14 protein-coding genes are annotated in these 18,764 nt (G+C 69.6%); 6 read left to right on the forward strand and 8 right to left on the reverse strand.

Features of this window, described 5'->3' with window-relative positions; genetic code table 11:
• Positions 1-10: 10 nt before the first annotated feature.
• Positions 11-1,927, reverse strand: coding sequence for a sulfatase-like hydrolase/transferase (locus ACN469_RS32265; RefSeq protein WP_498774188.1), 1,917 nt, complete (start codon positions 1,925-1,927; stop codon positions 11-13).
• A 167-nt stretch (positions 1,928-2,094) separates the two neighbouring features.
• Here ACN469_RS32265 and ACN469_RS32270 point away from each other — a divergent pair, with 167 nt between their 5' ends.
• Together ACN469_RS32270 and ACN469_RS32275 are read left to right on the forward strand one after the other, a co-directional pair.
• Entirely contained in the window at positions 2,095-3,003 is a 909-nt protein-coding gene (locus tag ACN469_RS32270) for a LysR family transcriptional regulator (RefSeq protein WP_498774190.1), read from the forward strand.
• 106 nt (positions 3,004-3,109) lie between these two features.
• On the forward strand, positions 3,110-4,681 hold the full coding sequence (locus ACN469_RS32275; protein ID WP_498774192.1) for an aromatic amino acid hydroxylase: 1,572 nt from the start codon (positions 3,110-3,112) through the stop codon (positions 4,679-4,681).
• 91 nt (positions 4,682-4,772) lie between these two features.
• Here ACN469_RS32275 and mrpC read toward each other — a convergent pair whose 3' ends face one another.
• The 3 genes from mrpC to ACN469_RS32290 form a co-directional block, all read right to left on the reverse strand.
• Positions 4,773-5,519 carry a Crp/Fnr family transcriptional regulator MrpC gene (gene mrpC / locus ACN469_RS32280; protein WP_163861913.1) on the reverse strand — a complete coding sequence of 249 codons (747 nt, stop codon included), beginning with the start codon at positions 5,517-5,519 and terminating at the stop codon, positions 4,773-4,775.
• Positions 5,520-5,783: 264 nt separating this feature from the next.
• The gene (locus ACN469_RS32285; RefSeq protein WP_498774231.1) at positions 5,784-7,235 is read right to left on the reverse strand and encodes a sigma-54-dependent transcriptional regulator; all 1,452 of its coding nucleotides are present in this window, start codon (positions 7,233-7,235) and stop codon (positions 5,784-5,786) included.
• A gap of 13 nt (positions 7,236-7,248) precedes the next feature.
• Entirely contained in the window at positions 7,249-8,223 is a 975-nt protein-coding gene (locus tag ACN469_RS32290; RefSeq protein WP_498774194.1) for a sensor histidine kinase, read from the reverse strand.
• Positions 8,224-8,301: 78 nt separating this feature from the next.
• Between ACN469_RS32290 and ACN469_RS32295 the strand changes: the two genes are divergently transcribed.
• The 4 genes from ACN469_RS32295 (at position 8,302) to ACN469_RS32310 (ending at position 13,477) form a co-directional block, all read left to right on the forward strand.
• Positions 8,302-11,139, forward strand: coding sequence for a fused MFS/spermidine synthase (locus tag ACN469_RS32295; RefSeq protein ID WP_498774196.1), 2,838 nt, complete (start codon positions 8,302-8,304; stop codon positions 11,137-11,139).
• Between the two features lie 165 nt (positions 11,140-11,304).
• Positions 11,305-11,562, forward strand: a complete 258-nt coding sequence (locus tag ACN469_RS32300) for a hypothetical protein (RefSeq protein WP_498774198.1) — start codon at positions 11,305-11,307, stop codon at positions 11,560-11,562.
• Positions 11,563-11,718: 156 nt separating this feature from the next.
• A complete protein-coding gene (locus tag ACN469_RS32305; protein ID WP_498774200.1) occupies positions 11,719-12,612 on the forward strand; it encodes a hypothetical protein in 894 nt (297 codons plus the stop codon).
• Positions 12,613-12,709: 97 nt separating this feature from the next.
• The gene (locus ACN469_RS32310) at positions 12,710-13,477 is read left to right on the forward strand and encodes a MerR family transcriptional regulator (RefSeq protein WP_498774202.1); all 768 of its coding nucleotides are present in this window, start codon (positions 12,710-12,712) and stop codon (positions 13,475-13,477) included.
• Between the two features lie 6 nt (positions 13,478-13,483).
• Here the strand turns inward: ACN469_RS32310 and ACN469_RS32315 are convergent, their stop codons facing one another.
• From ACN469_RS32315 to ACN469_RS32330, 4 genes are all read right to left on the reverse strand, one after another.
• On the reverse strand, positions 13,484-15,982 hold the full coding sequence (locus ACN469_RS32315; protein WP_498774204.1) for a YfhO family protein: 2,499 nt from the start codon (positions 15,980-15,982) through the stop codon (positions 13,484-13,486).
• The gene (locus ACN469_RS32320; RefSeq protein ID WP_498774206.1) at positions 15,979-17,487 is read right to left on the reverse strand and encodes a hypothetical protein; all 1,509 of its coding nucleotides are present in this window, start codon (positions 17,485-17,487) and stop codon (positions 15,979-15,981) included. Before ACN469_RS32320 ends, ACN469_RS32315 begins: the two co-directional genes overlap by 4 nt.
• Positions 17,488-17,580: 93 nt before the next feature.
• A complete protein-coding gene (locus tag ACN469_RS32325; protein ID WP_498774208.1) occupies positions 17,581-17,991 on the reverse strand; it encodes a methylglyoxal synthase in 411 nt (136 codons plus the stop codon).
• 532 nt (positions 17,992-18,523) lie between these two features.
• Entirely contained in the window at positions 18,524-18,742 is a 219-nt protein-coding gene (locus ACN469_RS32330; protein WP_498774210.1) for a hypothetical protein, read from the reverse strand.
• Positions 18,743-18,764 lie beyond the last annotated feature (22 nt).

Below are 18,764 nucleotides of genomic sequence, written 5' to 3' on the forward strand. Positions count from 1 at the left end.
AGGACGGCGTTCAGCGCGGAGGCTCGGTCGCCGTCGCGGGGCTGGAGCGAGGCTCGGCCTCACCCTGCGCGCCACCGCCCCGGAGCCGACGGAGGATGCGAGGGGCCTCGGCCGCGAAGCGCTCCTGCGCGTCTGGCAGCGGGCGGTCCCACAAGTCGCTGAGCTCCGTGCCGGGAAGCCCCGCCCCGAAGCGCACCTTCAAGTCACGGCCGATGAGCGCGTAGCGCGGCTCCCAGCCGATGGTGGTGAGCAGGTAGCGCCGAGGGTCCGGACGGCTCATCGGAATCCCGTCACCCAGTTGCTCCGGTGAGTGGGTGTCACCCAGCAAGTCGAACAGGGTGGGCACCAGGTCGATGTGGCCGGTGACGGCGTCAACCTGACCGGGCGGGAGCTGCTCGTCGAACACGAGCATGGGGACGTGGAGCTGCAGCTCGGTGACGTCGCTGGCGTGGCCGACGCGGCCGTGCTCGCGGAACTCCTCGCCGTGGTCTCCGGTGAAGATGATCAGGGGGCGCGTGCCACGCACGGCCTCCCACTGGCTCAGGAGCTCCTCCACCTTGGTGTCCACCTCATAGGCGGAGTTCCAGGCGCGGGCCTTGAGGTGCTCGGCGGGGACGCGCGCGGTGGCCAGGCCCCCCTTGCCGTCCCAGGCAGGGGTGAACACCGCCGAGCGCGGCGGGTAGTCGTAGTCGAAGTGCGTGCCCGCGAAGAACACGAAGGTGAACAGCGGCGTGTCCTTGGGCGTGGTGCGCGCCGTATCCAGCGCGTCCTTCACCATGTCGGTGTCCCGCAGATGGCTGCGCCCCTCGTAGTCCGTGCGCAGGCCGCCCTGCACGTCGCGGAAGACAGTGTCCTTCAGGCCCATCCAGTCCACCGAGGACGCGGCGAAGAAGGACTGACGGTAGCCATTCTCCCGGAGCGCCGGGAAGAGCAGCGGCGCGCGCCCCGCGCCCACCACCGCGTCGCGGCGCTGCGCCTCCAGCCCGAAGAAGAGGCTGAAGAGGGAGTAGTCCGTGGAGCTGGCCGCGCTGTGGTGGTGCAGGAAGCGCGTGCCGTGCTCCGCCCTGCGCCAGAGGTGGGGCATGACGTCCGCGCGGAAGAAGTCGTCGCGCAGGCTCTCCACCAGGATGAGGACGATGTCGGGCCGGCGCGTGAAGCGCACCGACGCGGGGTCGATGGTCGACGCGGGGGCGCCGGCCTCGGGGCTCACGCCCAGCCGCAGCCCCGACGCGGGCGGGCGGCCCGTCAGCCGCGTGAGCAGCGTGTTCATCCGCACGGGCGGCTGCAGGGGCAGGGTGGTGGCCGCGTGCAGCACGGCGCCTCCATGCGCGAAGACGAGCCAGGCGCTCGTCAGTCGCTCCGCCGCGGTGACGACGACGAGGATGGCGATGAGCCGCCCCAGGTGGCGCGGACGCGGGATTCGCCGCAGGAAGTGGACGCCCGCCCAGGCATCCAGCGCGAGCACGCCCAGCGTCGCCGCGCCCAGGAGCGCCAGCTCATGTGTCGCGAGCCCCGTCTCCGCGAGCGCGCGCGGCTGCAGGGCCACCGCGAGCACCAGGCCGTTGATGTGGAAGCCCAGCGATGAAAGCACCAGCGAGTCCACACCGAGCATCGCCACGCCCAGCGCCACGACGATGGGCAGGGCCAGCACATAGCGCCGCCCGAGCAACACCAGGGGCAGGGTGGCCACGAAGGTGAGCAGTCCCAGGAACAGCGCCTGGATGACGCCGCCCACCAGCAGCACGGGCCGCAAGCTGCTGGCCAGCCGCCCCACGGAATCGAGCAAGGGGGCACCGAAGAAGAGCAGCGCGAGCAGCCCGTGCAGCGTGCACCAGAGCAGCGCGGGGCCCAGCAGCGGCAGGGCCCCAGCCAACCGCTGGCGGAGCCTCCCTGCGGGAGTGACGGTGGCGGGAGGCATCCGAGACATCGCGCCCCCTGCTAGCCCGCCGCACGCGGATGTTCAAGGAAGACAGGACCGCCCGGCCGCCTCCTCGCAGTGGAGGCACGCCGGTGCGACGCGGGTCACGCGAGTCATTGGGTGGGTCTTTTCACAGGTCTCGTGTCCGGCGGCTCGCCGGTGCCAGGATGGGGTGCATGCCGCCACGCAAGCTCGTGCGACACCTCGTCTGGCTGGAGTCCTTCACCGCGGCAGTGGAAGCGGGCAGCATCGAAGCCGCCGCGGAGCACCTGGGCGTGGCGCGCTCCGTGGTGAGCGAGCACATCCGCGCGCTGGAGATGGCGCTCGCCGAAGGCGCCACGCTGCTGGAGCGCGGCCCCGGCCGGCGCCTCCAGCTCACCGCCCGGGGAGAGCGCCTCTTCGCCGGCACGCAGACGCCCCTGCACCAGCTCGACATGAAGCGACTGAGAGACCTGGCCAGCGCGGAGCCCGTGGTACGCCTGGGCCTCAACCCCACCTTGTCCCTCTCCCTGCTGGGCAAGGTCGCGCGCGACGCGGCGGCCACCGGCCTCAAGCTGGTGCTCAGCTTCGGTGGACCGCATGAGCTGACGCGCCAGGTGCAGACGCGCCAGCTGGACCTGGCGTTGGACTTCACCCCGCTGCCGCCGCACGAGGGCGTGGAGTCGGAGTCCCTGCTGCGCATGTCCTTCGTCGTGCTCGCCGGCCCGGACTGCGCCCTGGCGAGCGCGGCCTCGTCCCGACGGGCGCTTCATGTGAAGGACCTGGACGGACAGCCCTTCGTGGACTGGCTGCGAGACGACCCCTACGGCGGCGCCAACAGCGCGCGCTTCACGGCGCATGGCGTCAAGGTGGCGGAGGTGGCCCGCGTGGAGAGCTTCCTGCTGCTCTACGAGTTGCTGCGCGCCTTCCGAGCCTGCGCGATTACGCCAGACCTGCGCCCCATGCACCCGTTTCCCCCCGACATCCACGCCTGGCCCTTGAAGGAGGACGAGCCCCAGGCCGTGGAAGTCGTGGCCCTCTGGCCCTCCGGCTCGCTCAGCCCGGGCGCCTCCACCGTCTTGGACGGACTGCGTCAACGCGTGTGAGTCCTCGTCGATAAATCGACGAAGACGTCGGATTCTGCCGGTTTTCCGTAGCTGAGTCCGTCTGTATCCTCTCCTGGTTAAAAGTTTTCACCAGGAGTGCCCGGATATGACGCCAACGGAACTGACGATATCGCGCCTGCCGCCGCATCTGCGTCGCTACGTGGTGAGCCAGGACTACGACGCGTATACGCCGAGAGACCACGCGGTCTGGCGCCACATCCTGGGCAAGCTTCGCGGGCATCTCTCGCAGCGCGCGCACTCCGTCTATCTGGAGGGGCTGGCGGCGACGGGCATCAACCTGGAGTCCATCCCCAGCCTGGACGAGATGAACGAGCGGCTGTCGCGGCTTGGCTGGGCGTGCGTGGGCGTGCGCGGCTTCATTCCGCCGGCCGTCTTCACGGAGCTCCAGTCCATGGGTGTGCTCGCCATCGCCTCGGACATCCGCACGCACGAGCACATCGAGTACACGCCCGCGCCGGACATCGTCCATGAGAGCGCGGGGCACGCGCCCATCATCGCCAACCGGCGGTACTCGGAGTACCTGAAGGCGTGCGGCCTGGTGGGCTTCAAGTCCATCGCGAGCGCGGAGGACCAGGCTGTCTTCGACGCCATCCGCAACCTGTCGGTGGTGAAGGAGGACCCGGACGCGAGCGCGGAGGAGGTCGCTCACTCGGAGGCGCGGCTGGAGGCGGCGAGCGCCAGTCGTCGGTACGTGAGTGAGAGCACGCGGGCGACGCGGCTGTACTGGTGGACGGCGGAGTACGGCCTCGTCGGGAGCATGGAGTCGCCGCGCATCTACGGCGCGGGGCTGCTGTCGAGCATCGGCGAGGCGGCACAATGTCTGACGCCGGCCGTGCGGAAGGTGCCGCTCGGCGTGGCGTGCGCGGACACGGACTTTGATATCACCCGGATGCAGCCGCAGCTCTTCGTGGCGCGGGACTTCGAGCACCTGTTCGAGGTGCTGTCCGAGTTCGAGTCCACGCTGGCGTGGAAGCGCGGCGGCGACTTCGGGCTGGAGGTGGCCCGTCAGGCGCGCACGGTGAATCACCTGGTGCTGGCGGATGGCCGTGAGGTGACAGGCCGGGTGCTGGACATGGTGGCGGCGCCCGCGGAAGTCGCCCCGGGGCTCGCCACGGCGCTGGTGCGGATGGAGGGTCCGGTCGTCACCTCGCGCGGTGGCAAGGGGGATGGAAGTCGTCCATGGAACGGTCCGGCGCTGGTGGCCTTCGGTGCGGGCAGCCTCCCTGAGCGCGGAACGTTCAAGTTGTCGCTGGCCAGCGGACTGGAGTTGGAGGGCTTCGCGGCGGGCGGAGGCGAGGTGCTCGCGCTGCGGGCTCGGCTCGCGGGCCGCGCGCTGGACGTTCCCGCGGTGACGAAGCTCTTCGTCACCACGCACCTGCCCTCGGTGGCGGGTGGACCGGCGGACCCGGCGACGTGGGACCGGTGGTTCGGTGAGCTGGAGGCCTTCGCGGAAGGCGACGGCGAGTCGAAGGCGCGGGAGCGCAAGGCGCTGGCTTTGCACCCGTCGCTCGGGGCGCTCTACCGGGAGGTCCGCGTGCTGCGCGACTCGGGGCAGGCGAAGCCGGAGCGACTGGCGCAGATCGCCGCCGCCGCGACGGACTTCCAGGACGACTGGCTGCTGCGCGCCGAGGTCGATGAGCTGAAGGCTCGGGCCTGAAAACGACGCGGGCCCGGCCACGAGGACTTCCCGTGGTCAGGCCCGTCGTTGACGTCAGGTCTCCCACGCCTCGCGCGGGGGACTGTCGTGCTCACTTCTCCTTGGAGGCAATCTTCCGCAGCGCCTTCTGATCTCTCACGCAGAGGATGCGGCCGACATTGCCGAGCACGCCCTCGCGCTTCATCTCGTTGATGAGCGTGGACACGAACGAGCGCGACGCGCCCACCAGGTCCGCCAGGTCCTGCTGCGTGATTCCGCGCAGGTCCGTCTCACCGCCGTGGGGGCAGCGCTCACCGTGCGCCTCCACCAGCGTCAGCAGGGTGTCCGCCAGCCGCGCGGGCACTTCCTTGAAGGTCAGCCCCAGCACGCGCTTGCGCAGGGCACGCACGCGCTCGGCGTAGGCGCGCACCACGTCCACCGCCAGCGCCGGCCGGGCCTCGAGCTGCGCGCGGAAGTCGCGGCCCTCGATGCTCCACACCTCGGCCTCGCCCGCGGCGATGGCCATCTCTTCAATCGGCGTCCCCTCGGGGCGGAACAGCTCGCCGAACAAGTCACCGGGGCGGAGGATGGACACCACCGAGCGGGTGCCGTTCTTCCCGATGCGCATCAGGCGCACGCGGCCGGACTTGAGCAGATAGACGCGGTCCGTGCTGTCGCCAGGGCGGTAGATGGTCGAGTTGTGCGGGAAGGACTCGACCTTGAAGTAGCCCTTGAAGTCGATCGCCTCCTGCCCCGGAACGAGCTTGTTCGCGGTGACCATCATCCCGGAGCTGGTTGCCTGGAGCGGCGCCACGACGTTGGAACCGATAGGGCCGAGGGGGCGATTGAAACCGTGCATGGCATTCACTCCGTGGAAAGCAATCGGGGGTAGGGCGGGCCGCCTGCTTCAGCGGCAACGGGACTTACCTTTTCCAAGGAACGTGCCACTCGGGAATGAAGTGCTCCGGAAGGAACACATCCAGGAATGCCGGGTACTTAGCGCTAGAGGCCCGTAGCACCCACCTGTCTGTGTCCAAAACCTGAAACAGAACGTTCAAACAGTCTGATCATGTTGAACGAAACGTTCAAAGGGGGGAGCCCTTTGTTACGGCCCGGACAATGTTCACGGGTCATCCTTCACGGTGAACCCGTGCCCTAAAGGGTTCTGTCCCTGTGAAAGATTGTACTTCTGCAGTTTGCGCTCGAGGGTGGGGCGACTGATTCCAAGAATCTGGCAGGTGCGACCCTTGTGCCCCTTTGTGACGGCCATGGCACGGGCGATCAGCAGCCGCTCGGCCTCGTCGAGCGTGGGGATGAGGCTGGCGTCATCCACCGCGGGGGCGGTGAACATGATGGTGTTGTTGGCGACGCGGCCCGACTCCGGGGAGGGCGGGATGTCCAGCGTGGGCAAGTCATCCCCGCGCAACACATCGCCCGGCGCGAGCACCACGGCGCGGGTGAGGACGTTCTCCAGTTCGCGCACGTTGCCCCGCCAGGGCAGGCGCGTCAGGCGCTCCATGATTTCGATGGGCACGCGGGTGACGCGCTTGTGCACCTTCTCGTTGATGCGCTCGAGCAGGTGCTTGACGAGCGGTGGGATGTCCTCGCGCCGCTCGCGCAGCGGGGGAATCAGGAGCGTAATCACCTTGAGGCGCTGGTAGAGGTCCTCGCGAAAGCGGACGTGCTCCACCTCCTCGGTGAGGTTGCGGTGGGTGGCGGCGATGACGCGGGCGCGCAGCTTGATGCGCTTGACGCCGCCCACGCGCTCGAACTCGCGCTCCTGGAGCACGCGCAGGAGCTTGGCCTGGAGCATCATCGACATGTCGCCAATCTCGTCGAGGAAGACGGTGCCGTCCTCGGCCAGCTCGAACTTGCCGGGCTTGCCCGCCGTCGCGCCGGTGAAGGCGCCCTTCTCGTGGCCGAACAGCTCGCTCTCCAGCAGCGTGTCGACGATGGCGGAGCAGTTGATGCCGATGAAGGGCCGGGGCTCGTCGTACGAGTAGTTGTGGATGACGCGGGCGATGAGCTCCTTGCCGGTGCCGCTCTCGCCCGTAATCAGCACGGTGGCGTGGCTGCCCGTCACCTTGCCAATCTCCTTCACCAGCTGCTGCATGGAGGGGCTGGTGCCGACGATGTCGCCCAGGCGCACCGCGGCGTTCTCGCGGTTCACCTCGTCCGCGCGGCGCGACAGCTGGCGGTACTCCAGGGCGCGCTCGACGACGAGGTCCAACGCGGCCGGGTCCGGGAAGGGCTTGTGGATGTAGTCGAAGGCCCCCGCCTTCATCGCCCGGATGGTGGTCTCCATGTCGTGGTAGGCGGTGACGAGGATGATGCGCGCGTCGCCGCACAGCCCCTTCATCTCCTCGATGATCTCCAGGCCCGTGCGGTCCGGCAGCATCATGTCGAGGATGACCACGCTGGGCATGGAGTCCTGCGCGGCGCGCAGTCCCGCGGCGGCGCTGGTGGCGGTGGCCACCTGGTAGCGCGGCTGGCCGTCGTGCTCGATTTCCTCGAAGTGCATCTTCAACGTCTCGAGGAGCGACACGTCGTCATCGACGATGAGAAGGGTCTCCATCATGGCTTCCTTCTCAGGTGGCGAATGTGAGCGTGAAGACCATGCCGGGCTCGGCGCTGCCTTCGGCGGCGACGTCCCCTCCTTGTCCCACCATCACCCGCCGCAGCGCCGCGAGTGAAAGGCCCGCGCCGCGTGCCAGCCTCGAGCCGAAGGGCTCGAAGAGGGTGCCGTTCTCCTCCGGAGGCAGAGCGGCGGCCGGGTCCTTGAGTACCATCAGCACGCGGCCCTGCGGGCCTCGGCGCAGGGTCACCTCCACCGGACTGTCCTCGGGCCGACCCATGGCCACGTTGAGCAGCACCTGGGCCAGCACGGGCCGCAGGCGGTTGGGGTCCACTCGCACGCGCGGCAGCTCCGCCTCCTCGTCCACGCGCACTTCGATGCGTCGCTCGGCCAGCTCCGGCGCCACCATGTCCGTGGCCTCCTGAATCACCGAGCGCAGCGCGTGCGCGTCCAGGTTGGGCGTGGTGTCGCGGCCGTACTCGGACAGGAGCCACAACATGCGCTCCATGGTGCGAATCTCGCGGTTGGCGATGGTCAGCCGCCGCCTGTCCCTGTCCGACAGGCCGGTGTTCCGGGCCAGCGTCTGCACCGCCATCTTCACGGAGGACAGGGGGTTGCGAATCTCGTGGCTGAGTGAGCTGGACAGCCGGGAGATCTGCACCGGCGGGGCTCCTTCCAAGAGGACGTTGAGGTCCTGGGCGCACGTGCTGGCCTCGCCCGCGTCCAGGCCGAGCGTCAGCCGCAGGGGCGTGGCGTCCTCGTTCCCCAGCGCCGAGGAGATGAACTCCACGGCCCGGCGGTCCTCGCGGGCCAGGGCATCCAGCTCACGGGCCCGCTCGGGGGAGACCCCGAGGACCAGGTGGAGAGGTCTGTCGAGGAGCTCCGCCGCGGGGCGGTGGAGCACGGCGGCGCAGTCTCCCTGCGCGCGGGTCACCCGCAGGCCTGGAGTCCAGGCGAGCAATGCGGCTTGCAGGAGATGGGCGTTCATTGGTGGGTCCCGAACATAACGAGTAAGGTTCCGCGCTGTCCCCTTATGTCCCTCATCGCGCGTTTCCCGAAGAACCTTGTGTCGGTCCTCCTCTTCCTTTCAGGAGGTACGGCGCTGGTCTACGAGTTGGTTTGGTCCAAGTATCTCGGGAACGTCCTGGGCAACAGTGGGCAGGCGCATGCGGTGGTGCTCGCCACCTTCATGGGCGGCCTGGCGCTCGGCGCATTTGTTTTCGGGCGGACAGCGGACCGGGTGAAGAGCCCGCTGGCCTTGTACGGCGTGCTGGAGCTGGGCGTGGCGCTGTACGCGCTGGCCTTCCCGTACGTGCTGGACGCCCTCGGGGCCCTGTGGCTGGTGGTGGCGCCTGGCGTGCCGGCGGGCTGGCGCGTGGGGCCCCGGCTGCTGGTGGCCGCGGTGTCGCTGGTGGTGCCCACGCTGCTGATGGGCGGCACGCTGCCGGCGCTGGTGCGGCACTTCGCGGACAGCCTGTCCGGGGTGCAGCGGGAGCTGGCGCGGCTGTACGCCGTCAACAGCCTGGGCGCGGCGCTGGGCGTCTTCATCGCGGGCACGAAGCTGGTGCCGGTGCTGGGCCTGTCCGCCTCGGCGAAGCTGGCGGCGGGGCTGAATCTATTGTTGGCCGTGGCGGCGCTGCTGCTCGCGCGCAGGCATCCCCCCGCGCTGGCGCCGGGAGAGGCCGCGCCGGTGTCGGAGGGCGCGGCGAATCTGGCCTATCCCCGCGTGGCGGTGCGCGCGGCGCTGGTGGGCGTGGCGCTGTCGGGCTTCACGTCCATGCTGTACCAGGTGACGTGGATTCGCCTCCTGTCCATCGTCCTGGGCGCGTCCACGTACGCCTTCACGCTCATCCTCACCGCGTTCATCCTGGGCATCGGTCTGGGCAGCTTCTGGCTGATGACGCGCGCCACGAAGACGGACTCGCTGAAGCTGTACGCGCAGATGCAGGTGGCGCTGGTGGCCAGCCTCTGCGTGGCCCTGCCGCTCTACGTGCGGCTGCCGCACCTGTTCCGCTCGGCGCAGTGGATGATGACGCGCTCGGTGGACACGTGGCCTTTGTTCCAGTTGTTGACGTTTGGCTTCTGCTGTCTCGTCCTGCTGGTGCCCACGTTCTTCATGGGCGCGGCCTTCCCGGCGGCGGCGCGCGTGGCCACGGCGAAGGTGTCCGAAGTCGGACGGGAGCTGGGCGGCGTCTACCTCTGGAACACGGTGGGCACGATTACCGGCTCCGCGCTGGGCGGGCTGGTGCTGATGCCGTGGTGGGGCATGGAGGGCAACTTCGTGGCGGGCGTGGTGGCGAACCTCGCCGCCGCCGCGCTGGCCTTCCACGCGCTGCCTGGTCGTCCCGCGAGTCTCGTGCGCACGCTGTGGCCGGTGGGCGCGGCGGCCCTGCTGGCCGCGGTGGTGCTGGGCGGGATGAGCGGCTGGTCCGTCCGGCTGTCGGGCATCGCCTCCATCCGCTCCCACCAGAAGCCCCCGGGGAGCTACGCGAAGCTGGTGGCGGAGACCGAGAAGAACATCCACCCCATCTTCTACCGGGACGACACCTTCGCCACGGTGATGGTGGCCGACTACCCGCAGGACCACCTGCGCTTCATGAAGCTCAACGGGAAGATTGACGCCTCCAACGGGAGCGACGTGGAGACGCAGGTGATGGCCGGCCACCTGGGCGTGCTGCTGCATCCGCGCGAGCCGAAGAACGTGCTCCTCGTGGGCGCGGGCGCAGCCATCACCGCGGGCAGCGTGCTGGCGCATCCGGTGGAGCGCCTGGACATGGTGGAGATCGCCCCCGCCGTCATCGACGCGGCGCGCCTGTTCAAGGATGACAACCGCAACGCGGTGGACGACCCCCGCACGCGCGTGCACATCGACGACGCCAAGACGTTCATGGCGCTGGCCGACCGCAAGTACGACCTGGTGGTGAGCGTGCCCTCCAACCCGTGGGTGGCGGGTGTGTCGGGCCTCTTCACGCGGGACTTCTTCCAGACGGTGGACCGGCACCTCGCCGACGACGGCGTGCTGGTGCAGTGGATCCACACCTACGAGAGCAACGACGAGCTCATCCGGCTGGTGGTGCGCACGCTGCGCGACACCTTCCCGCATGCGACGACGTGGCTGGGGCCGCAGGACCTGGTGCTGGTCGCCAGCCGCAAGCCGCTGGCCTTCGACGCGGAGCGCCTGGCCCAGCGGATGGCGGTGCCGGACGTGCGCGCGGACATGGAGCGCGTGGGCCTGACGGATGTCTTCGCGCTCCTGTCCAAGCAGGTGCACAGCGAGGCCGGGCAGCTCGCCTTCGCGGGCCCGGGTCCCATCAACACCGACGACCACAACCTGCTCGAGTACGCCTCACCCATCGCCTTCTTCGTGGCGAACCTCGACGTGCGGGTGAAGGACGAGCGGCGCTCCCCCGAAGGCAGCTCGCGCCTGTTCATCGAGGACTACCTGCGCCAGCACCCGCCCACGGCCGAGGAGGCCGCGCGGCTGTACCGCAACATGGAGCGCTACCACGCGGCGAATGATCCGCTGGTGCGCGGCGTGGCCACGCTGTGGCGCTCGGTGGACCCCGACAACCGCGAGGCGACGGTGGCGCTGGGCAAGGCCGCCCTGGCCCAGAACGACTTGACGCTGGCCGCGCAGCTCCTGGAGCCGGAGGTGGCCAAGGGGGGACGGGAGCCGGGACTCATCGCCGCGTACCTGAAGCTCGTCGCCGAGCGGACCTGGGCGACGCGGACCGTGTGGACCCCGGTGGACGCGGCCCCCGCGCTGGCCCTGGGCCGACAGGTGGCCGCCGAGTTCCCCGCCGACGCGGAGCTCGCACGGGCCGTGCGGAATCTGTGCGATGCTCTCTCCGCCTCGGCGTGCGCCCCCCCGAAAACCCCCATCGCGGCCCCGGTTGGCCCCTAAGCAGCCTTCCAATCTCCAAGAAAAAGGCCTATCCGCCGGGAATTACAGGGGATTGGCCCCATCCTCCCGATGACGGATGGAGGTGCAGGTGGGATCTCCCGTACTGTGCTTTTCAACCCCGAGTAACAGGGTGTCTTTCCCGTTCTGAACCCCCAGGAGACTTCCATGAAGGCTATCTCGAAGAAGAACCAGCTCCGCAAGGCTCGTGGTCAGGGCATGACCGAGTACATCATCATCGTTGCCCTCATCGCGATCGCCGCCATCGGCGTCGTGACGCTGTTCGGCGACAACATCCGCAAGCTGTTCGGCGCCTCCGCGGCGGCCCTGGCGGGTAACCCGGACGTGGAGAACGAGGGCATGTCGTCCAACACGGCCCTGAACAAGAAGACCATGAAGGACTTCGGCAAGAACAACGCCTACTGAGCCCTTCAGCTCTCGTGAGGAGTCGCCTCGCGGCGGTTCCTCCGAATCATGTGGCGGGTGTCCTCCTCACGGAGGGCCCCGCCATGTTTCTTTGTGCGCTCGGGCTCGGCGGCTGTGCAGGTGGCCGGGAGCGAGCCGAAGTCCAGGATGCCCCCCTTGAGCGAACCCACCTCCGCGGACTCCGCCACGCTGCGTCGCCGGGTGGTGCTGTACCGGACGCTGTCGCTGGTGCTGACGGTGTTCCTGCTGGCGGTGCTGTTCGCCGTGAAGCGCGCGATGACGGTGCCCGAGGACCCGGAGGTCGAGGTCTTCGACGTGCCCGCCGTCTTCGAGTCGCTGGCGAAGAAGAACCCCGACGCGGCGGATGTCTCCGACACCTTCTTCTTCTCGGACGGCGCCACGGTGCACCTGCACGTCATGGGGCGCGGGCAGGCGTGTCCGCTGCACATCCACCGCCGCACGCATGAGGCCACTGTCATCGTCGCGGGGCAGGCGGAGGTGCAGCAGATCTGGGGGCGGGGCGGAGTGCTGGCGGAGCGGCGGGGGACGCATCATCCCGGCGCGCTGATTGCCTCCGAGCCCTTCACCGGCCACGCGTGGTTCAACCGCGCGGAGGACCAGATGCTGGGCAACCTCGTGTTCGCGACGCCGCGCTTCGACGGCAACCTGTACGTCGAGCCGACGGATGCGCGACTGGCGCAGGGGCCGGAGCCGTTCACCTACGCGCCCACCCGCGCGCTGGTGCTGCTGGCCGAGCAGGCCGGTGGCGTGGCGGTGGAGACGTTGCCCGCGCTGGAGGGAAAGGTGTCGAGCGTGGTGCTCGTCAAGGGGGAGCATGCCCTGACGGCCACACGCGCCGAGCCCGTCATCGCCTATGTCGTGGAGGGCGCGGGGACGCTGGAGGCGGCGGAGGAGCGGCCGGTGAAGCCGGGCCAGCTCTGGGTGCTGCGGCGCGACGCGACGGTGCGCGTGACGGAGGGGGCGTCGCTGATGATGTACGTCTTCCGTCCTCCCGTGGACTCCGCGCCCGACGTGGCGCGCGGGCCCTGAGCGACCTCTGGGATGAGCCCGTGACGGGCCGCCCGCTGGGAGGGGTTGACCCTCACGCGACGTGAGGCCCTAGACCTCTCATCCGAGGTGAAGAGAGATGGCTCTGACGGTCAGCCAGGTGGCCCGATTGGCGAAGGTCAGCGTTCGGGCGCTGCATCACTACGACGAGCTCGGCCTGCTGTGTCCTTCGGGGCGCAGCGAGGCGGGGTATCGGCTGTACACGCAGGCGGACCTGGAGCGGTTGCAGCAGGTGCTCTTCTTCCGGGAGCTGGCGTTCCCGCTGGAGGAGATCCGCCGCATCCTGAGCGACGCTCGCTTCGACCTCCGCGCGGCCTTGCTCATGCAGCGACAGCTGCTGTCCGAGCGAGCCTCGCGACTGGACGCCCTCCGGCGCACGGTGGACCAGGCGCTGGAGGCACTCGAGCAGGGGAAGCCCATGGACAACGAGAAGATGTTCGAGGCGTTTGGCGACTTCGACCCGTCGAAGTACGAGGCCGAGGTGAAGGAGCGCTGGGGGGACACCGAGGCGTATCGGGAGTCGGCCCGGCGGACCTCGCGCTACAAGAAGGAGGAGTGGAGCGCCATCAAGGCGGAGCAGGACCGCATCCTGGGGGCGCTCGCGGAGCAGCTTGTCGCGGGGCGCCCGGCGACGGACCCGGAGGTGCTGGCGCTCGCGGAGGCGCATCGCCAGTTCATCACGAAGTGGTTCTACCCCTGCTCACACGTCATGCAGCGGAGCTTCGGGGAGATGTACGTGAGCGACTCGCGCTTCACGGAGAACCTGGACAGCGTGAGGCCCGGGCTCGCGCGATACATGCGGGACGCCTTCGTCGCCAACGCGGAGCGACACGGCGTGACGTCGTGAGGCCCGTCACGCGCGGTGTCTGGCCCTGAGCCACACGAAGCCGAGCCCCGCCCAGCCGAGCAGTGACAGGGCGAGGCCCAGGCGGAAGCTCGTCGGCACGTAGTCGAAGTGGACGCGGTGGGGGCCGGGAGTCAGGCGCACGGCGCGCAGGGCGTAGTTCGCGCGGTGGATGGGGGTGTCCTTCCCGTCCACCGTCGCGCGCCAGCCGGGATAGTGGCTGTCGGTGACGACGAGGTAGCTGTCGTCACAGGCGCTGACGTCCAGCTCCAGGTGCTGGCCCGTGCTCCGGAGGATTCGCACGGAGCCCTCGCAGTCGGGCCGCTCCAGGGGCTCTCCGGTGGCGAGGAAGGCAATCTCCCGGAAGGCCTGGTCCTCGTCGAGGACGGCCTCCAGGGCTTCGTCGTCCGTGACGACGCGGGCGCGCTGGACGAGGAAGGCGCGAGGCAGCGCGGTGCGCGAGCGGGACACCGTGGTGCCATCCTCGGCGCGGTGGAGCAGCTCCAGGTCCTCGAACGGGGGCGGCCCCTTCCGGATGTAGTGCGTGACGCCCGCGAGGTCGTAGACGCCGCGCTCTCCGGCGAGGTGGAAGACGTTCGAGCGCACCGGCTCGGGTGCGCCGTAACCCTCGAGGGCGGGCAGCCGCGCCTCGACGAAGCGGTTCGGCACGAGGCGGTCGAGGCTGCGCTCGATGGTGTTCGTCACCTTGGAGTTGGAGCGCGTCGGGTCCTCGGGGCCCTCGATGTCCGCGCTGATGCGGCCCTGGAAGGACTCGGGCAGGAAGGCAGGGAGGGAGAAGGGCTTTCGCAGGGCCTCCCAGGGCGTGTACTTGGGAATGCCCAGCAGCGAGTGCGCCGCCGCGAGCTCGAGCACGGCGAGCGCCGCGAGCCCATGTCGCACGCGGCGCGGGCGCGCGAAGGACCACGGCAGCACGAACAGGATGAAGAGCGCGAGCCCGAGCGCGAAGGGCACCCACGGGGCCCCAGTCTCCGCGGAGGCTCGCATGGGCAGCATGCGCACCACGGGTCCGCTGGCCGCGATGGCGAACCCCATGCCGACGAAGGCCAGCGCGGCCTTCACGCGAGACGGTGGCAGCTTCCGGGCGAGTCGGCCCAGTGCATCCAATCCGAAGGCGGAGAGCACCGCGACACAGAAGGCCGCGCCGACGAAGTACTTCACGGGATAGCGGAAGAGGGAGAAGGGCGGCACGGACTGGAGGACCCAGGCCGCGGGAGGAAAGTGTCTGCCCAGGCTCAACATCACCAGCGTGAGCGCGCCGACCACGAAGGGGCGTGCGCGACGCGGCCCATGGAGGCCACCGACGATGGCGAGCGCACAGGGCAGGGTGCCCAGGAAGAGGCTGAGGATGAACCACTGGTCCTTGCCCCAGTAGATGTCGCGAGGCAGGTCCGCGAGCGGCCACACCGCCGAGAGGACCTGGGGCCACGACATGGACCAGGCGAGCTGCTCCGACCAGCCCCCCTGGGAGCGCAGCGAGTTGCGCGCGAACTCGGCCGTGGGGAGCAGGACGACGGAGGCCAGTACGGCGGCCAGGATGAAGCCGCCCATGATTCGCGCCACGGCGAGGACCCGGGAGTGGAGTCCGAGCGGTCTGCTCCGTGCGGTGAGCGGCGAGGCGGGAAGGAGCTGAAGGGAGGGACCTGGCTCGGGGGTGTTTCGGGTGGTGACGTGGGCCTCGCCCTCGGATGCGGGCGCGACCTGCGATGCGGAGGCGGGCTGATGCCCCGCGAGCGAGAGCCGCGCGGGTGGAAGCTCCGCGACGCGGGCCGGGTCTTCGGGGGTCGCCGGGACTTGAGGCGGGCTCGACGGCGCGGCAGCCTCCGTCACCCGTCGTGATGCACGCGAGTCCTGCGTCGTGCCCCCGAGACCGGCCACGAGCACCGCGACGATTCCCTGCCACAGCGTGGTCTCTGGCGAGCCGGCGAACAGGGACAGGGTGGAGAAGAGGGCGAGGCGGGTCAGCGGACCTCGTCCGGGCTGGAGCGCGAGGTCATGGGCCGCGAGGAGGATGAAGCCGCTCCACGCCGCTGCGTCCACGACGTTCTGCTGGATGCCCAGGTACGTCATCATCGGCGACAGCCCGAACATGGCCCCCGCGACGAGCGACGCGGGCCACGAGGCGCGCAGTCGTCTGGCGAGCAGGAACACCCCCGCCGCCGCGAGCGCCGCGTGAGCGATGTGCATCACCGTCATCGAGATGATGGGCCCGGTGAGGAGCACGGCCGCCCAGCGTGGCGGGTAGAACACCTGCGAGTAGAGCGTCGCGGCGAACGGCTGCCCCAGGCGCAGGTAGGGCGTCCACAGGGGCAGCTCGCCGGCGCGCAGGGACTCGAGCAGGAAGGCGGAGTCAGGGAAGAAGATGCGGAAGACGTCGCGGCCCGCGAGCAGCTCGCCGCGCAGCACGGGGCTGTAGTTGAACGCGAGCATCGCCAAGAGCCCGAGGACGGCGAGCGCCGCCTTACGTGCCCCAGTCTTCCGCGCTGTCATGGGCGGCCCGTCGCGGTGGGGCGCTCGCGAATCCACAGCACGTAGTTGCCGTCCCGTGCCTCCTCGCGCCAGCCGCCGAGCACCTTCAGGTTGTCGAGCAGGATGTTGCCCGGGTTCTCGATGTCCCAGAGCAGGTAGTCCGGGTCATAGCGGGTCAGGGCGTCCTCCCAGCCGGGCTCGCCCCAGACGAGCTTGTCGTAGTCCTCGTGGATGGACATGGGGAACGGGTCGTTCCTGCTGTCGATGAACACCTTGTAGTCGGCGCCGGCGAAGAACGAGATGGGGCCGCCGATGACGAAGGGGTTGAGCACCTTGCCCGGCGGGTGCTTGCGCAGCGCCTCGAACACGGGAATGGGGATGACGGAGCGCTTCACGCCCTGCTCGAACGGCATCGGGTGCTGCGCATGAATCACGACGAGCCCCAACAGCGCCAGGGTGGGCCAGAGCCCGCCGCCGGCCTTGTCACTCCACTGCGCGGTCCAGGTGTCCACGCGGGTCCAGAACCGCTTCCAGGCGCCCACGGTGGTGTCGGTGGCCACGGCGGCGGCGCGAGTCAGCGCGGCATGCTCCAGCAGGGCGAGCGCCAGCAGCACGGCGGCGAAGGGCGCGTGGCGCTGCACCTTGATGGCGGCGAGCCCGAGCACGAAGGCGGGGAGGAGGATGGCCACCTTGCGGACGCGGGCCTGGCCCACGGCGAAGCAGGCCGCGCCGCCGAGCGCGAGGTACGCCCAGCTCGACGCGAGGTCCAGGTTGAGGGGGCGCCACTCGACGATGGTCTGCGTGGAGGCCAGGAGCGAGTGGTGGATGGGGTACAGGTAGATGTTGAGCCCGTCGGGGCCGAGGCCGGCCATGAGGAACGCGGCCACGCTGAACCCGATGGCGCGCAGCGCGCGGCGGCGTGACTCCGGGGTGCCTTCGTCGAGGGCCTGTCCGACAGCGGTGGCACCGAGCAGGGCCGGGCCCAGGAGCCAGCTGCCGTGGACGTTGGCCCAGAGGGCGCCGAGCAAGGGGAAGACCCAGAGGATGCGGTCATTGCCGGCGCGCCAGGACTGGATGGCGAGGACGGCGAGGGTGAAGAGCAGGTGGCCCAGATGGTAGGGGCGCTCCTGGGGCCACGTGGGGCCGTAGACGACGAGCAGGGCGGCGAGCGAGGCCACGGCGAGCAGGCCGCGCCTTCCCGCGGCGGCGCGCTCCAGGACCTTCCACAGCAGCATGAGGTTGAGGGCGACGAGCCCCGCGACGAGGAGGGCGGGGCCCGCGGCGCCGAGCCAGCGGACGAGCGCGACGCAGAGCACGCCGAAGCCCCACTCATGGGGGACCCATCCGGCGGTTCCAGTGACGCTGAAGGGGTCGACGCGGGTGAAGCCGTTCTTCAGGACGAACTGGCCCCCGGCGAGGTGGAAGAAGAGGTCAAAGTTCTTGAGCGGCGACATCCCGAGCCGCACGGTGAGCACCAGTGCCGCCAGGGCCGCTGGACCGGGAAGGAGGAGGGACCGCGTTCTCATGTGAGCCGCAGGCTACTTCGCTCCTGGGGCCCCTGCGAAGACATGCCCGCCGGGAAGTACAGGGGGCGAGTAGGGCCTGTCCTCCGGCGTGGTTCACGCGGACTCCCTTCCTCCGTTGCGCATTTGTGCCGCGCGTTGCTGGAGCTGAGACAACACCAGATGTGCGGATGCTACGTTGGTCGCGCACGGCGTATTGTGCACTTCGCAGGCGCGGAGCAGGGCGTGGATGTCCGGGTCGTGCGCCTGCGGCGTCATCGGGTCGCGCAGGAAGATCACGCAGTCGATCTCACCTTCCACCAGCAGCGAGCCGATCTGCAAGTCGCCGCCAAAGGGGCCGGAGTGCTTGCGGTCCACTTCCAGCCCCAGCTCGTCGCTCAGACGGCGGCCGGTGGTGCCGGTGGCGGTCAGCGTGCAGGTCGAGAGGAAGGCCCTGTATTCGTCGGCCAGGGCGAGCATGTCGTCTTTTTTCGAGTCGTGAGCAATCAACGCAATGCGGAATTTCATTCGGGTCCCCCCAACAATGTCCCGGGTATTTCCAGAGCTGAATCACCAACCACATCGGCTCAACCCGTAACATCGCCCTCCGAGAACGCGCGAGCCACCGCCCGCTCCTCCCGCATAAAACAGACATCGACACTGTCCCTCCGGACAATGAGCCTCGTTGTTCACCAATACAGTGTGTTGGCGGGATGGACGGCCGGTTGAAGGGAGGGAGGACACCGCGGGGCCGAGGAGGGCCGCCCGAGTGATGCTCCCGGCCGGCGTGAGCGGGCTGCCCCTGCGGGGCCGCATGTGCCCCCGGTGAGCCCCGCACGCGGGGATGAGAGCGGGGGAAGACGGTACGGGGCGGCGCAATGAACCGGCGTGAGCCCGAGGTGATAGTGGGTACCGCGCGTCCCGCCTGGCGTTTCCTATCGCCTTGGATGCGGGGTCGATTCCCTCTTCCTCCACCTGAAAGGGCTCGTCATCCGCGGGGCTTACGGGCCGGTTCACCCCACGGCCGTTGCCCCTGTACTTGGAGGAGCTGTCCCTCCTGTCAGGCGCCCAGCCCCCGCGTGCACGGCGGCTGTGTCCATCGCCCGGCGGACTTCTCCGCCGTGCGACTCGACCTGCGCGTGCGGCGCTTCCGCTGTAGAAACCCGGCGCCCGCGAAGAACGAGGCGGGCCCGCCGACGACGAAGGGGTTGAGCACTTTGCCCGGCGGGTGCTTGCGCAGCGCCTCGAAGGTGCTCCCCTGCGCGGGCCAGGTGTCCACGCAGGTCCAGAACCGCTTTCTT

Source organism: Corallococcus terminator, from assembly GCF_049194865.1.
In the GTDB taxonomy this organism is placed as follows: domain Bacteria; phylum Myxococcota; class Myxococcia; order Myxococcales; family Myxococcaceae; genus Myxococcus; species Myxococcus terminator_A.

Excerpts from the sequence above, each read along its gene's own strand:
- ACN469_RS32300 (WP_498774198.1), top strand. The coding sequence starts at position 11,305 with ATGAAGGCTATCTCGAAGAAGAACCAGCTCCGCAAGGCTCGTGGTCAG.
- ACN469_RS32325 (WP_498774208.1), bottom strand. The coding sequence starts at position 17,991 with ATGAAATTCCGCATTGCGTTGATTGCTCACGACTCGAAAAAAGACGAC.
- ACN469_RS32315 (WP_498774204.1), bottom strand. The coding sequence starts at position 15,982 with ATGACAGCGCGGAAGACTGGGGCACGTAAGGCGGCGCTCGCCGTCCTC.
- ACN469_RS32320 (WP_498774206.1), bottom strand. The coding sequence starts at position 17,487 with ATGAGAACGCGGTCCCTCCTCCTTCCCGGTCCAGCGGCCCTGGCGGCA.
- ACN469_RS32285 (WP_498774231.1), bottom strand. The coding sequence starts at position 7,235 with ATGGAGACCCTTCTCATCGTCGATGACGACGTGTCGCTCCTCGAGACG.
- ACN469_RS32275 (WP_498774192.1), top strand. The coding sequence starts at position 3,110 with ATGACGCCAACGGAACTGACGATATCGCGCCTGCCGCCGCATCTGCGT.
- ACN469_RS32290 (WP_498774194.1), bottom strand. The coding sequence starts at position 8,223 with ATGAACGCCCATCTCCTGCAAGCCGCATTGCTCGCCTGGACTCCAGGC.
- ACN469_RS32265 (WP_498774188.1), bottom strand. The coding sequence starts at position 1,927 with ATGTCTCGGATGCCTCCCGCCACCGTCACTCCCGCAGGGAGGCTCCGC.
- mrpC (WP_163861913.1), bottom strand. The coding sequence starts at position 5,519 with ATGCACGGTTTCAATCGCCCCCTCGGCCCTATCGGTTCCAACGTCGTG.
- ACN469_RS32310 (WP_498774202.1), top strand. The coding sequence starts at position 12,710 with ATGGCTCTGACGGTCAGCCAGGTGGCCCGATTGGCGAAGGTCAGCGTT.
- ACN469_RS32270 (WP_498774190.1), top strand. The coding sequence starts at position 2,095 with ATGCCGCCACGCAAGCTCGTGCGACACCTCGTCTGGCTGGAGTCCTTC.